Source organism: Leifsonia sp. EB34, from assembly GCF_041260585.1.
Classification (GTDB): domain Bacteria; phylum Actinomycetota; class Actinomycetes; order Actinomycetales; family Microbacteriaceae; genus Leifsonia.
Genome location: NZ_JBGCCV010000002.1, coordinates 1239974 through 1254145, shown reverse-complemented (window position 1 = coordinate 1254145; position 14172 = coordinate 1239974). Strand labels below are relative to the sequence as shown.

Sequence of the window (14172 nt, the reverse complement as noted above, 5' to 3'; positions counted from 1 at the left end):
CTCCGGGCCTTCGCCTGTGTTTCCGCTCCCCGACTTGGACTCGAACCAAGAACCTGCCGGTTAACAGCCGGCTGCTCTGCCAATTGAGCTATCGAGGAATGCTTGATCAGCGAAGCTACTCTAGCAACACTTCGACCGCCGAGAGAAATCGGCTCCGCATCCCGCGCGCGTCGTCGTCAGTACCCCGCCACCGGGTCCACACGGCCCACGAAGTCGCCGTCGCCGAGGAACGCGCGCACGTTCGCGCGGACGCGCTCGGCGAGCAGCGGTGCGACCATCTCGGAGGTGTCCGCCTGGTGCGGCGTGATCAGGCAGGCGTCCTCCGACCACAGCGGGTGGCCGTCCGGGAGCGGCTCGGGGTCGGTGACGTCGATGCCCGCCCCGGCGATCTCCCCGGTGCGGAGGGCGCGCAGCAGCGCGTCGCTGTCGACCAGGCCGCCGCGGGCGATGTTGACCAAGTACGCCGTCTTCTTCATCGCGGCGAACTCGGCGTCGCCGAACAGGTGGCGGGTTCCGCCGGTCAGTGCGGCGGCGATGACCACGACATCGGCGTCCGGGAGAACGTCGAGCAGCCGGTCGGAGCCGACGGTGCGCTCGGCGCCGGGGACGGCCTCGGGCGAGCGGCGCACGATGGTCACGCGGGGGTCGAACGGGGCCAGAAGCACCATCAGCTCCAGCGCGATCCCGCCGGCGCCGACAATCACCACGTTCCGGCCGTAGAGCGAGCGGCCCTCCTCGACGGTCGACCAGGAGGTCGCCCGGACGCGCTTCGGCAGCACGCGCAGCAGCGCGAGGGTGAGGGCGAGCGCGTGCTCGGCGACGGGCTGCGCGTAGGCGCCCTTCGCGCTGGTCCAGATCAGGCCGGGGCGGTCCTCCGACGCGATGATGCCCGAGAAGGCGTCGACGCCCGCGAACGGGAGTTGCACCCAGCCGATCCCCGGGTGCGCCTCCAGGATCGGCGGAAAGGCGGCGGCGTCCTTGTTGGACAGCCAGACGACGCCGCGCGTGCGGTCGGAGAGCGGCTCGACGGTGCCGCCCGCCGCCTCCACGGCGGCGACGAAAGACGGTTCGGCGGTCGGGAGCACGGCGATCGGGCCGGGCTCCGGGCGCTCATCCGGCCCGAGTGGCGCACCGCCCGGCGCGAGGACGGCGCGGTGCTGAGGGGTCTGGTCGGTCATGCTTCCTCCTGTGCCGGGAGCCGGCGGTCAGTTCGTAGCGTCGCTGGTGGCCGTGACCTCGGTGGCCGCGACCTGGCTGCTCGGCGCAGTCTGCGGCCGGCGCTCGCGCCGGCGCTGCGGCGGCTTGAGCGCATCCGCCAGCCCGCGCACGAACGGGTGCTGCGGGTCCGCCAGCACCTCCTCGATCGGCCCGTACGCGATCGGCCGGCCGCCCTGCAGCACCAGCGAGTTGTCCGTCGCCCGGCGAAGCACGGCCAGGTCGTGGCTGACGATGATGGCCGTGAAGCCCTCGTGCGCACGGAGCTGGGCCAGGAGGTCGATCACGGCGTCCCGGACCGTGGCGTCGATGCCGGCGGTCGGCTCGTCCACGATCAGCACCTGCGGGCCGAGTACCAGCGCCTTGGCGAGCGCGACGCGCTGACGCTGGCCGGCGCTGAGCTGGTAGGGGTACTTGCCGAGCACGCTCAGCGGGAGGTGGACCGTATCCAGCATGAGAGCGGCCCGCTCCCCCGCCGCCCGGCGGTCGTAGTGCTCGTCGCGCTCGAAGATCGGCAGCGTGACGTTGTCCTGCACGGACAGGGACGGCTCCAGCGAGGAGGCGGCCTCCTGCGGCAGGTAGCCGACGTGGAAGGTCACCTCGGCCAGGTCCCGCTTGCGCGCATGCCGCAGGGAGTGCCCGAGCACGGTCGCGTCGCCGCCGCTGATCCGCGGGCCGGGCTCGCCGGAACGGAGGGGAAGCCCCCGTCCGGCGAGCACCGCGGCCAGCGTGCTCTTGCCCGAACCCGTCTCGCCCAGGATCCCCAGCGATTGCCCGGCCTCCAAGCGGAAGCTCACCCCGCGGAGGGCGACGCACGAGGGGCTGACGCCCCTGGCGGGATATTCGACGGACAGGTCGCTGACGTGGATAGCGGGTTCGGAACTCACATGTTCGACCCTAGGCGCTGTCGGCTTGGAGAGCGCGCAGCGCCTCCCGCCGGTCGGCCTGTTCCACCGGATCCGGCACCGGCAGGGAGGCCAGCAGCCGCTGCGTGTACGCCTCGCGCGGGTTGCCGAGCACCTCGGCGCCCGTGCCCTCCTCGACCAGCTTGCCGCGGTGCAGCACCGCGATCCGGTCGGCGAGGAGGTCGACGACGGCGAGGTCGTGGCTGATGAACAGCGCGGCGAACCCGAACTCCCGCTGCAGGTCGGCGAACAGCTCCAGCACACGGGCCTGCACCGAGACGTCGAGCGCGGAGGTCGGCTCGTCGGCGATCAGCAGCGTCGGCTCCAGGGCCAGCGCGCGCGCAAGGCTCGCCCGCTGCCGCTGGCCGCCGGAGAGCTCGTGCGGGAACCGGTCGCCGTAGCTGCGCGGCAGCTGCACGGCCTCCAGCAGCTCGTCCACCCGGCCGCGCGCGGCGGCGGGCGAGGACGCCCGGCCGTGCACGACGAGCGGCTCCGCCACGCAGTCCGCGATCGTCAGCAGCGGGTTGAAGCTCGACGCGGGGTCCTGGAACACGAAGCCGATGTCGCTGCGCACCTTGCGGAACTGCCGCTCCTTGACGCCGTTCATCTCGATCCCGAGCACCTCGAGCGAGCCGTCGGTGACCTTCCCGAGGCCGGCGATGGCACGCCCGATGGTGGTTTTGCCCGAGCCGGACTCCCCGACCAGGCCGAGCACCTCACCGGGGCGGATGTCGAAGCTCACGCCGTCGACCGCCACGAACCCGGGGCGGCCGAGGCGGCCGGGGTACTGGATGCGCAGGTCGCGCGCCGCGACGACCGGAGCTGCCTGGGGACGCTCGGCGCGGGCGATCGCCCGGTCCTGCGTCGCCGCGAGGCCCTGGCCGATGCGCGGCACCGACGCCAGCAGCTTGCGGGTGTACTCGGCCTGCGGCGCGGCGAACAGCGTGCGCGCATCGGCCTCCTCCACGACCTTGCCCTGGTACATCACCGCGACGCGGTCGGCGAGGTCGGCGACCACGCCCATGTTGTGCGTGATCAGCACGATGGCCGCACCGAACTCGTCGCGGCAGCGCCGCAGCAGGTCGAGGATCTCGGCCTGCACGGTCACGTCGAGCGCGGTGGTCGGCTCGTCGGCGACGATCAGCCCCGGGTTCAGCACCAGCGCCATCGCGATGACGATGCGCTGCTTCTGGCCGCCGGAGAACTGGTGCGGGTAGTACTTGACCCGCTTCTCCGGCTCCGGGATGCCGACCCGGCGCAGGATGTCGATCGCCTGCTGCTGGGCTTCCTTCTTGGACAGCTTGCTGTGGGCGCGGAGGCCCTCCGCGATCTGCCAGCCCACCTGGTACACGGGGTTCAGCGCGGTGGACGGCTCCTGGAAGACCATGGCCACGTCGGTGCCGCGCACCTCCCTGAGCTCCTTCTTGCTGAGCGAGATCACATCCGCCTCGCTGGAGCCGTCCTTGCTGCGGAGCACCACGGCGCCCGAGGCGGTCGCGGTCTCCGGCAGCAGGCCGAGGATGGTCTTGGCGGTGACGGTTTTGCCCGAACCGGACTCCCCCACGATCGCCAGGACTTCACCGGGCGAGACGCGGAGGGTGACATCGTCGACGGCCTTCACGGCGCCGGCGTCGGTTGCGAACGTGACCGACAGGTTGTCGATGGTGACGACGTCGCTCATGGCTTGACCTCGATTCCGTGCTCGTCGAAGGACTCTCCGCCCTCCAGGCCGTCGATGCCGCCGGGGCCCGCCTCCAGCGGACCGCCGGGGACGACAGAGGTCTCGGCGACCAGACCCGACGCCTCTGCGGCGCGGCGCCGGCCGCGCAGGCGCGGGTCGGCGAGGTCGTTGAGGCTCTCGCCCACGAGCGTGATGCCGAGCACGACGAGCACGATCGCCAGACCCGGGTAGATGGATGTCCACCAGATGCCGCTGGTGACGTCGGACAGCGCCTTGTTGAGGTCGTAGCCCCACTCGGCGGCCGCGGTCGGCTCGATGCCGAAGCCGAGGAAGCCGAGCGCCGCGAGGGTCAGGATGGCCTCCGAGGAGTTCAGCGTGAAGATCAGCGGCAGCGTGCGCGTCGAGTTGCGCAGCACGTGGCGGAACATGATCCGCCCGCTGCTGGCGCCGACGACCTTGGCAGACTCGACGTAGGCCTCCGCCTTGATCCGGACGACCTCCGAGCGGATCACCCGGAAGTACTGCGGGATGTAGACCACCGTGATCGAGATGGCGGCGGCGAGGATGCCGCCCCACAGGCTGGACTGGCCGCCCGAGATGACGATCGCCATCACGATGGCGAGCAGCAGCGACGGGAACGCGTAGACCGCGTCGGCGATGACTACGACGACCCGGTCGACCCAGCCGCCGAAGTAGCCGGACACCAGGCCCAGCACGACACCGGCGAAGATCGACAGGATGACCGCCACGACGATCACCAGGATCGCGGTCTGCGCGCCCCAGATCACGCGCGAGAACACGTCGTAGCCGCCGACGGTGGTGCCCCAGATGTGCGCGGCGCTCGGCGGCATCTGCGAGCCGAACTGGCCGTTCGCGTCCTTGAGCTGCGCGAAGCCGTACGGGGCGATCGCGGGCGCGAAGATCGCGACGAGGATGAAGATGCCGGTGAGCACGAGTCCCGCGACGAGCATCCCGCGCTGCAGTCCGACGGACTGGCGGAGCTGGTGGACGACGGGGAGCCGACTCCAGATGGTTCGCTTCTGCGAGGCCATGTCAGTACCTCACTCTCGGGTCGATGAGCGCCGCGATGATGTCGACGATGAAGTTCGTGACCGCGACGATGACGGCGAGCAGGACGACCATCCCCTGCACCGCGACGAAGTCGCGCGACTGCAGGTAGTGCTCGAGCTGGAAGCCGAGGCCCTTCCACTCGAAGGTCGTCTCGGTCAGGATCGCGCCGCCGAGCAGGAGGGCGATCTGCAGGCCGATGACCGTGATGATCGGGATCAGCGCCGGCCGATAGGCGTGCTTGCGCACGAGCCGGCTCTCGCTGACACCGCGTGAGCGGGCGGCGTCGACGTAGTCGGTGGAAAGCGTGCCGATGACGTTCGTGCGCACCAGGCGCAGGAAGATGCCAGCGGTCAGTAGGCCGAGCGTCACAGCGGGCAGCACGGCGTGCAGCAGCACGTCGCCCACCACGGCGGGGTCGCCGGTCTGGAAGGCGTCGATCAGGTAGATGCCGGTCTTGTTCGGGAGCGTCTGCATCTCGATCTCGGAGCTGGTGGAGGCGCGGCCCGCGACGGGGAGCACGTTCAGCCAGATCGAGAAGACGAGCTTGAGGACCATGCCGGCGAAGAACACCGGCGTCGCGTAGCAGAGGATCGCGAACACGCGCAGGGTCGCGTCCCCGGAGCGGTCGCGGAAGTACGCGGCGACCAGGCCGAGCGGGATGCCGACGATGAAGGCCACGATGAGCGCGTAGAACGCGAGCTCGAGCGTCGCCGCGCCGTAGTGGATCAGCACCTGCGTCACGGGCTGGTTGTCGGTGAAGGTCGTGCCGAAGTCTCCGCGGAGCAGGTGCCCCAGGTAGTCGAAGTACTGCACGATCAGCGGCCGGTCGTAGCCGGCCTGGTGGATGCGTTCCTGGAGCTGTGAAGGAGGGAGCTTGCCGCCGAGCGCCGCCGTGATGGGGTCGCCGGTGGACCGCATCAGGAAGAAGACGACTGTGACGAGGATGAAGATCGTCGGGATGATGAGGAGCGCGCGGATGACGATGTAGCGGACGAGGCCGCCTCCAGGTCGCCGACGCGCTTTGGTTCTTTCGGGACCGGGCGCCGTGGGCGCCGCCGGTCCGCTGACCGTCGCTGTCATGGGAGCCAATCGTGGGTGGTTCGTGGGTGGGGGCGGCCCGCGTCCGACGCGAGCCGCCCCCGTTCGGCCGAGAGGTGCGGCCTAGCCCTTGGAGAGGGCTGCGTAGCGGAACTTGAACGACGGGTCGAGAGTCTTGTCGGTGCCGTTCACGTTCTTGCCCACCACGGCGACCTGCGCGCCCTGGAGCAGGGGCAGGGTGGACAGGTCGGCGCCCACCTTGGCCTGGATCTGCTCGATCAGCTTGGTGCGCGCGGCCTTGTCGGTGGTGCCCAGCTGCTGGGTGATCAGCTGCTGGACCTCGGGGTTGTCGTAGTGGTTCGCGAGGAAGTTGTCCTTGCTGAAGAACGGCGACAGGTAGTTGTCCGCGTCCGAGTAGTCCGGGAACCAGCCGAGCTGGTACGCCGGGTACAGGTCCTTGACGCGGTCCTTCGAGTACTGGACCCACTCGGTCGACTGCAGGTTGACCTTGAACAGGCCGCCGTTCTCGAGCTGCTCCTTGACGAGCGCGTACTCGTCGCCGGAGGACGGGCCGTAGTGGTCCGGGTTGTACTGCAGGTTGAGCGCGACCGGGGTGGTCACGCCGGCGGCCTGGAGCGCAGCCTTCGCCTTGTCGAGGCTCGGGCCTCCGTTGCCGTCGCCGTAGAGGTCCTTGAGCACCGTGGTGGCGCCGGTCAGGCCCTGCGGGACGTAGGAGTAGACCGGGGTGTAGGTGTCCTTGTAGACCTGCTTGGCGATGGTCGCGCGGTCGACGAGGTCGGCAGCGGCCTGGCGCACAGCGAGAGCCTTCTTGGCGTCGGCCTGCGGCGTCGTGGCGCCGTACGGCTGGGTGTTGAAGTTCCAGACGATGTAGCGGAGCTCACCACCCGGTCCCTTGACGACCTTGACGTTCTTGTCCGTGCCGAGGCTCTGGACGTCGGTCGCCGAGAGGCTGCGGAACGCGACGTCGATCGCGCCCTTCTGGATGTCGAGCTTCAGGTTCGACGACTCCGCATAGTACTTGACGTTGACCTTGTCCGTGGCCGGCTTGCCCAGCAGGCCCTGGTAGTTCGGGTTCGCCTTGTACGCGATCAGGTTGTTGAAGTCGTAGCTCGTGATGTCGTACTGACCGGCGAACGCATGACCCTTGACGATGGTGTTGTCCGGGGTGACCTTGTCGGCCGAGAAGACCTGGTGGTCGACGATCGGGCCGGCGGGGCTGGAGAGCACCTGCGCGAAGGTCTGGTCGTTCGGGACCTTGAGCTTGAAGACCGCGGTCGTCTTGTCCGGCGTGCTGACGCTGTCGAGGTTGCCGAGCAGCGACGCGGGACCGTTCGGGTCGTTGATCTTGAGCTGGCGGTCGAAGGTGAACTTGACGTCCTCGGAGGTCAGCGAGTGACCGTTCGCGAACTTCAGGTTCGGCTTCAGCTTCACGGTGTACTCGGTCGGCGACGTGAACGCCGCGCTGGCCGCGATGTCCGGCTTGACGTCCGGGCTGCCGTAGGGCGAGTTCAGCAGGAACGGGTACACCTGGTTCATCACGGCGAACGAGCCGTTGTCGTAGGAGCCGGCCGGGTCGATCGACGTGATCTTGTCGGTCGTGCCAATGGTCAGCGTGCCGCCGCCGCTACCGGAGGAGCCGTTGTTGCTCCCCGAGCAGCCCGCGAGCACCAGCGCCGCGGCCGCGAATGCGGCCGACACGGCGAGCAGGCGCCGTCCGCCGATCTTTACGGATCTCATATCCGATTACCTCTTCCTTGGTGGGGTCACCGATCCGGCGGAGCGCACGCGGGTGCCACATCGCCGGATCGCGTAGCCACAGTCCTAACACGAATGCCGCGCCGAGTGCGCATCCTGTCGCGGATCGCGACGCAATCTTTACATCGGCGCAACAATTCCGCGCGCATTTGCGCACACTGCTACGGATTTCGTCATCCGGCTGTGGTGATGATCTATTCTCTCGCGTTATTCGCCGCGCAGCCGCATCCGCTCGCGATCGATCGACGCGAGCGCCATCTGCAGCGACCTCCGGAGCTCCGCGTTCTGCGGGTCGGTGCGGGCCAGCCGGGAGGTCAGCTCCGCCTTCTCGCGCAGCAGGTCGCGGTCGATCAGGCTGTCCAGGATCGACCGGGCGTACCGTCCCACATCGCTCCCGGCCTGCGGGAGGGCGCCGACGGCGAGGGCGTTGACCGTCGGCCCGTACGCCTGCGGCACCTCGGCGAGGATGCGGTCCACCCAGCCGGGGTCGGCGATGGACGGGAGCTGGGCGGCGATGGCGTCGCGGACGACGGCGTGGGTCGGGTTCACGAACGGCACCTGCACCGCCCGGGCGGCGCGCTCGGCGCCGACCTCCGCCGGGAGCTGGAGGAGCACCATGAGACTCTCGCGCTCGGTGCGCTGGGTGGGGTCGCTGGGGTCCGCCTCGTGGATCGGGGCGGCGGGGGCAGTGGCGGCGGCCGTGGCGGTGTGAGTTTCGGGAGCGTGGGCCGACCGGCCCTCGGACCGCCGGCCCGACGCACGGACGACTCGCCAGATGTCCCGCTGCTCAGCGCCCGTCAGCTTCGCGAAGAGCCGGACGTACCCGTCGCGTGACGCCTCGTCCCGGATGTTGGCGAGGACCGGAGCGCCCGCACGAACGGCGTTCGCCCTGCCCTCCACGGTCTCCAGATCGTGCTCCGCGGCGATCCGGCGCAGCATGAACTCGAACAGCGGGCGCTTCTGGTCCACCATCGACGCGACGGCCGCGTCGCCGCCCTTGAGGCGCAGGTCGCACGGGTCCAGCCCGTCCGGAGCGATCGCGACGTACGTCTGTGCGACGAAGCTCTGCTCCTCGGCGAAGGCCTTGGCGGCGGCATTGAGCCCGGCCGAGTCCCCGTCGAAGGTGAACACGACCGAGCGCTGGGCGCTGTCCTGGTCGCGGTCGCCCAGCACCCTCCGCAGGACGCGGATGTGCTCGCTCCCGAACGCGGTGCCGCAGGTGGCTATCGCGGTCGTCACGCCGGAGAGGTGGCACGCCATCACGTCGGTGTAGCCCTCGACGATGGTCGCCGTCCCGTTGCGGGAGATGTCCCGCTTGGCGAGGTCGAGGCCGTAGAGCACCTGGGCCTTCTTGTAGACGGCGGTCTCGGGCGTGTTCAGGTACTTGGGGCCGTTGTCGTCCTCCAGCAGCCGACGGGCGCCGAAGCCGATCGTCTGCCCGGTCACGTCGCGGATCGGCCAGACCAGGCGGCCGCGGAACCGGTCGTAGACGCCGCGGTCGCGCTGCGACACGAGGCCGGCGGCGAGCAGCTCGTCGGGGGTGAAGCCCTTGCCGCGGAGGTGCTTGGTGAGCTCGTCCCAGCTCTTCGGGGCGAAGCCGACGCCGAAGTGGCCGGCGGCCGCCGCGTCGAAGCCGCGCTCGCCCAGGAACCGGCGGCCGGGATCGGCATCGGGAGCGGCCAGCCGCTCGCGGAAGAACTCCTCCGCGGCGGTGTTCGCCGCCAGCAGGCGGGCGCGGTTGCCGCTCGACTCGCTCGGGCCTCCCCCGCCCTCCTCGTAGTGGAGCTGGTAGCCGAGCCGGCCGGCGAGGCGCTCCACGGCCTCGGTGAAGGACACGTGGTCGAGCTTCACCAGGAACGCGTAGACGTCGCCGCCTTCGCCGCAGCCGAAGCAGTGGTAGCGGCCGACGCCGGGCCGGACGTTGAAGCTCGGGCTCTTCTCGTCGTGGAACGGGCAGAGACCCTTGAGCGAGCCGACACCGCCCGGTTTCAGGCTCACATAGTCGCCGATGATGTCGGCGATGTTGGTGCGGGCCTTGACCTCCTCGATGTCGCTCTGTCGGATCCGGCCTGCCATGCTCTCGATTCTAGTGAGCGGCGCCGACGCCAGCGGACGTCGTGCGAGCCCAGTCGAGAGAACTCAGTCGCGCGGTGGGCGCCTGCGCCGGGTGTTCTGGGCGATCTCGATGATCGCGCAGAAGACCTCGATGGTGACCCGGAGCAGTAGGACGCTCAGGATGGCCGCCACCAGCGTCACCAGCACACCCAGCAGGAAGACGAACGCGCCGCCCGGAGAGTGGGTCGCGATCGCGATGCCGAGGCTGTTGGAGAAGCCCACGACGATCCCGAGGCCGATCAGCACCAGTCCGACGACGTACACGGGCCCTGCGAGCCTGCGCGTCACGTAGCTGGTGAAGGTGAAGTCGAACAGCGACGAGAAGAACCGCGAGTCGTCCAGGCGGTCGGCGAGGTCGGTCATGCTGCGGCCGGGGCGCCGGGCGTGCGGGCCTGCGGCGGGAGACGGCGGCGCGTCGTCGGGGGCCGGGACGGAGTGCGCGGGGGTGGTCGTGGCCGCTCGTGCGGTCTCCGCGGTCGCCTCCGACCGGGCGTCCTCGGCGACAGCGCCGACCGGCACCGGCTCGGCGACGGCCGGCGTCGGCAGAATTTCCGTGGTCTCCGCCTCCGTGCCTGCCGACTCCGCGGCGCGCACGTCGACCGGGCCCAGGAGCTCGGTCTCGGCGGTTCGGGAGCGGTAGAAGTCGTCCGCGGTCGGGAGGACCGCGGTACGAGCCTCCGTCTCGTGCGGCTCCGTGTCGTGCGCCTCCGTCGTGTGCGCCTCGGCGGCTGCCTCGACGGGGGGCTCCACCGGCGATGTCGACGTGTCAGGGGCGGGGGTCGCCTTGGTGCGCGATGCCGCGGGACGACGGCGCGCCGCGGTCGGCTTCACGGGAGTCGCAGCGATCTCCGCCGCCACCGTGTCCTCGCTCGCGGCCTTGCCCAGCATGGCGTCCAGGATCTCGGGGGCCTCGCCGTTCGGGGAGATCGAGGTGGTCTTCGGCGTGCGCTTGCGCGGGGCCGGCGTGCGCTTCGCGGGCGCCTGCGACGGCGACGGCTTCGACGCGCTCGAACGCTTTGCTGCGCTCGACGGCGCTGCCTCGGTCGATGGCGCTGACTCGGTCGATGGCGCCGAAGCGGTCGACGGCTCCGCTGCGCCGGGCTCGGCCTCCGTGGGCCGGTCCCCGTTCGCCGGGGGCTGTGGGCTGCTCATGCGTCTCCTCCTTAGCCGTGCCTCAAGCATTCTGCACACGGGCCGCCGATTCAAGCCCGTGCCCGGCGCGCCGGATCAGCGTTGCGCGAGCCGGGCTCCCACCGGCCGACTCAGTGCTGCACGAGCCGCTCGAACCAGCTCAGCGCCGACTGGTCGGTCAGGCTGGCCACCTGGTCGACCACCACGCGCTTGCGCTCGGCGTCGCCGGCCGCGAGCCGCCAGTCCTCCTGGAAGCCCGGGTCCAGCTCGTCCGGCCCGCGCAAGAGCAGCACGTCCGCCAGCGCCATCAGCACCTGCCGCTGCTGGGCGTAGATCGGCTGGCGGGTGTTGCGGGACATCACGAACGTGGCGACGATGCCCTTGAGCACGGCGATCTCCGCCCGGATGGCGTCCGGCACGACGACGTCGGCGCCGAACCGGCGCAACTCCACCCCGCCGGCGCGGTGCTTCGTCTCGTGGACGGCGGCGTGCGCGAACCGGCCGATGAGCTGGCTGGTGAGATTCTTCAGGTGCGCCTGCGCCCGCCGGGAGCCGTCCCAGCGGTCGAGCCAGATATCCAGGCTGTCGAGGCGGTCGAAGGCGGCGATCAGCTCGTCGTGGCTGAACTCCCCGCCCACCCACTCGTACATCGACCGGACCAGGTCGTCGTGGTCGACCCGGCTGCCGAGCGCGGCGACGTCGATGTAGCCGTTGACCACGGCGTCCTCGAAGTCGTGCACCGAGTAGGCGATGTCGTCGGAGAGGTCCATCACCTGTGCTTCGATGCAGCGCTGACGTTCGGGAGAGCCCTCGCGCATCCACTCGAACACGGCGTGGTCGTCGGCATAGAAGCCGAACTTCGCGCGCCCGCTCGGGTCGGCGACCGAGCTGGTCTCCGGCCACGGGTACTTGCAGCTCGCGTCGAGGCTGGCGCGGGTGAGGTTGAGCCCGTAGGGACGGCCGTCGCGGCCGAACACCTTCGGCTCCAGGCGGGTCAGCAGGCGCAGCGTCTGGGCGTTGCCCTCGAAGCCGCCGATGTCCTCCGCCCAGGCGTTGAGCGCACGCTCGCCGTTGTGGCCGAAGGGCGGGTGGCCGATGTCGTGCGCGAGGCACGCCGTGTCCACGATGTCGGGGTCGAGCCCGAGACTCGCCGCCAGCTCGCGGCCGACCTGCGCGACCTCCAGGGAGTGCGTCAGCCGGTTGCGCGCGAAGTCGAGGCCTGCTGTCGGGCTGAGCACCTGGGTCTTCGCGGCGAGCCGGCGCAGGGCGCTGGAGTGCAGCAGGCGTGCCCGGTCTCGGGCGAAGTCGCTGCGTCGGCTGGAATGCTGCTCGGGGAGCCAGCGCTCCCGGTCCCGCTCGCTGTAGCCGCTGGCCGGTGCTCCCTCGAGCGTCGCCGTCGCACTATCCGCCACTGTTGTGCACCTCCGCCTCGGCGACCTCCGCGCGGGCGCTGCCCGCCAGCTCGCGACTGTCGAGCCAGCCCTCCGGCAGCGCGGGGCGCTTCGGCGAGCCGGCGCGGCCGCGCTGGCCCTCCGCCGCCTCGCCCGGGTACTCCTGACTCCAGTCGAGCGTCGCCAGCAGGTCGTCCAGGTGCGCGAGCGTGTCGACCGTCGCGAGGCTCGCGCGCAGGTCGCCGCCGACCGGGTAGCCCTTGAAGTACCAGGCGACGTGCTTGCGGATGTCGCGGCAGCCGCGCTCCTCGCTCTCGAAGAACTCGACCAGCAGCTCGGCGTGCCGGCGGAACGTCGCCGCCACCTGGCCGAGCGTCGGGTGGGCCTGCGCCAGCGCGGCCTCCTCCGCGGTGATCTCCCCCGCGCGGGCGCGGAACGCCGCGGCGAGGTCGCCGAACAGCCAGGGCCGGCCGAGGCAGCCGCGGCCGACGACGACGCCGTCGCAGCCGGTCTCCTCCACCATGCGGATCGCGTCGGCGGCGGACCAGATGTCGCCGTTGCCGAGCACCGGCGTGCCTGTGATCGTCTCCTTGAGCTTCGCGATCGCCGACCAGTCGGCGTGGCCGGAGTAGAACTCCGCGGCCGTGCGGGCGTGCAGCGCGATCGAGGCGACGCCTGCCCCCTCCGCGGCCTTGGCGGCCTCCAGGTAGGTGAGGTGGTCGCTGTCGATGCCCTTGCGCATCTTGACGGTCAGCGGGACGTCGCCCGCCGCAGCGACCGCGCCCTCCACGATCTCGCGGAAATGGTTCAGCTTCCACGGCAGCGCGGCGCCGCCACCCTTGCGGGTGACCTTGGGCACCGGGCAGCCGAAGTTGAGGTCGATGTGGTCGGCGCGGTCCTCCGCGACGAGCATCGTGACGGCCTCGCGGACCGTCTTGGGGTCGACGCCGTAGAGCTGGATGCTGCGCGTCGTCTCCGACTCGTGGTGCGTGATGAGCCGCAGCGACTCGGGCGTGCGCTCGACCAGTGCGCGGGACGTGATCATCTCGCTCACGTAGAGCCCGGCGCCGAATTCGCGGCAGAGCCGGCGGAAGGCGGTGTTCGTGATCCCCGCCATGGGCGCGAGGACGACCGGCACGTCGAGCGCGAGCGGGCCGATCGCCAGCCGGGGGCTCGTCTCCGTGCGGGGAGCTAGGGTTGCGGTAGTAGACATCTGCATCGATTCTCCCAGAAAGCGTGCTGATACATGGCCGAGAGCCCCGAAGCTGTGGAAAACGGCGGCGGACGCCGACGTGTGGAGGAGGACGCCCGGGCCCGCGGCATCCCCGTGCGGATCGTGGAGCGCCCTGCCGCCCGCAGCCTGGAGGAGGCCGCGACGCTCCTCGGCATCGAGCCCGGCGACATCGTCAAGACGCTCGTGGTCAAGCGCAGCGACGACACCTTCGTGTTCGCGCTGGTGCCGGGCGGACGCAAGATCTCCTGGCCGAAGCTGCGCGCCATCCTCCACGTGAACAAACTCCAGCTCCCGGACGCGTCGGTCGCCTTCGCCGCGACCGGCTACGAGCGCGGGACCATCACGCCGTTCGGCAGCACGACCGCGTGGCCCGTGATCGCCGATACGACCGTCGCCGGGCGCACCGTCTCGATGGGCGCGGGCGAGCACGGCTACTCGCTGTTCGTGGACGCCGATGCGCTGCTCGCCGGCTTCGCCGCCACTCTCGCCGACATCACCGACCCCGAGTAGCCGCGCATGCGACAGGGGTCGCAACACGCCGCTAACCCGGAGCGTTAACGGCGTGTTGCGACCCCTGTCGCTTCCTCGGGCTGTGGATAACGCGAGGTGGGGTGG

Annotated in this window: 11 protein-coding genes and 1 tRNA gene; 1 reads left to right on the top strand and 11 read right to left on the bottom strand. The window is 70.6% G+C overall.

The annotated features are described in order from the left end of the window. Positions 1–25: 25 nt before the first annotated feature. The 11 genes from ABIA36_RS15395 to dusB form a co-directional block, all read right to left on the bottom strand. Positions 26–98, bottom strand: a tRNA-Asn gene (locus ABIA36_RS15395). A 78-nt stretch (positions 99–176) separates the two neighbouring features. Next, on the bottom strand, positions 177–1178 hold the full coding sequence (locus ABIA36_RS15390; protein WP_369963406.1) for a D-isomer specific 2-hydroxyacid dehydrogenase family protein: 1002 nt from the start codon (positions 1176–1178) through the stop codon (positions 177–179). Positions 1179–1205: 27 nt separating this feature from the next. Next, positions 1206–2102, bottom strand: coding sequence for an ATP-binding cassette domain-containing protein (locus ABIA36_RS15385; protein ID WP_369963405.1), 897 nt, complete (start codon positions 2100–2102; stop codon positions 1206–1208). A 10-nt stretch (positions 2103–2112) separates the two neighbouring features. Further along, complete coding sequence (locus tag ABIA36_RS15380; RefSeq protein ID WP_369963404.1) at positions 2113–3801, bottom strand: dipeptide ABC transporter ATP-binding protein; 1689 nt, start codon at positions 3799–3801, stop codon at positions 2113–2115. Continuing rightward, on the bottom strand, positions 3798–4853 hold the full coding sequence (locus ABIA36_RS15375) for an ABC transporter permease (protein WP_369963403.1): 1056 nt from the start codon (positions 4851–4853) through the stop codon (positions 3798–3800). The genes ABIA36_RS15380 and ABIA36_RS15375 overlap by 4 nt, the downstream gene beginning before the upstream one ends. Position 4854: 1 nt before the next feature. Then, positions 4855–5952 (bottom strand): ABC transporter permease, encoded by a 1098-nt coding sequence (locus ABIA36_RS15370; RefSeq protein WP_369963402.1) that lies wholly within the window; start codon positions 5950–5952, stop codon positions 4855–4857. An 81-nt stretch (positions 5953–6033) separates the two neighbouring features. Then, positions 6034–7668, bottom strand: coding sequence for an ABC transporter substrate-binding protein (locus ABIA36_RS15365; RefSeq protein WP_369963401.1), 1635 nt, complete (start codon positions 7666–7668; stop codon positions 6034–6036). A gap of 225 nt (positions 7669–7893) precedes the next feature. Beyond that, positions 7894–9762 (bottom strand): DNA primase, encoded by a 1869-nt coding sequence (gene dnaG / locus ABIA36_RS15360; RefSeq protein ID WP_369963400.1) that lies wholly within the window; start codon positions 9760–9762, stop codon positions 7894–7896. 63 nt (positions 9763–9825) lie between these two features. Then, positions 9826–10953: a DUF4282 domain-containing protein gene (locus tag ABIA36_RS15355; protein WP_369963399.1), complete on the bottom strand. Its 1128-nt coding sequence runs from the start codon at positions 10951–10953 to the stop codon at positions 9826–9828. A 110-nt stretch (positions 10954–11063) separates the two neighbouring features. Continuing rightward, entirely contained in the window at positions 11064–12344 is a 1281-nt protein-coding gene (locus ABIA36_RS15350; RefSeq protein WP_369963398.1) for a deoxyguanosinetriphosphate triphosphohydrolase, read from the bottom strand. Beyond that, the gene (dusB, locus tag ABIA36_RS15345) at positions 12334–13536 is read right to left on the bottom strand and encodes a tRNA dihydrouridine synthase DusB (RefSeq protein ID WP_369963397.1); all 1203 of its coding nucleotides are present in this window, start codon (positions 13534–13536) and stop codon (positions 12334–12336) included. Before dusB ends, ABIA36_RS15350 begins: the two co-directional genes overlap by 11 nt. A gap of 33 nt (positions 13537–13569) precedes the next feature. Here dusB and ABIA36_RS15340 point away from each other — a divergent pair, with 33 nt between their 5' ends. Next, positions 13570–14067 (top strand): aminoacyl-tRNA deacylase, encoded by a 498-nt coding sequence (locus ABIA36_RS15340; RefSeq protein WP_369963396.1) that lies wholly within the window; start codon positions 13570–13572, stop codon positions 14065–14067. Positions 14068–14172 lie beyond the last annotated feature (105 nt).

Excerpts from the sequence above, each read along its gene's own strand:
- ABIA36_RS15375 (WP_369963403.1), bottom strand. The coding sequence starts at position 4,853 with ATGGCCTCGCAGAAGCGAACCATCTGGAGTCGGCTCCCCGTCGTCCAC.
- ABIA36_RS15365 (WP_369963401.1), bottom strand. The coding sequence starts at position 7,668 with ATGAGATCCGTAAAGATCGGCGGACGGCGCCTGCTCGCCGTGTCGGCC.
- ABIA36_RS15390 (WP_369963406.1), bottom strand. The coding sequence starts at position 1,178 with ATGACCGACCAGACCCCTCAGCACCGCGCCGTCCTCGCGCCGGGCGGT.
- ABIA36_RS15370 (WP_369963402.1), bottom strand. The coding sequence starts at position 5,952 with ATGACAGCGACGGTCAGCGGACCGGCGGCGCCCACGGCGCCCGGTCCC.
- dnaG (WP_369963400.1), bottom strand. The coding sequence starts at position 9,762 with ATGGCAGGCCGGATCCGACAGAGCGACATCGAGGAGGTCAAGGCCCGC.
- ABIA36_RS15340 (WP_369963396.1), top strand. The coding sequence starts at position 13,570 with ATGGCCGAGAGCCCCGAAGCTGTGGAAAACGGCGGCGGACGCCGACGT.
- ABIA36_RS15380 (WP_369963404.1), bottom strand. The coding sequence starts at position 3,801 with ATGAGCGACGTCGTCACCATCGACAACCTGTCGGTCACGTTCGCAACC.
- dusB (WP_369963397.1), bottom strand. The coding sequence starts at position 13,536 with ATGTCTACTACCGCAACCCTAGCTCCCCGCACGGAGACGAGCCCCCGG.
- ABIA36_RS15355 (WP_369963399.1), bottom strand. The coding sequence starts at position 10,953 with ATGAGCAGCCCACAGCCCCCGGCGAACGGGGACCGGCCCACGGAGGCC.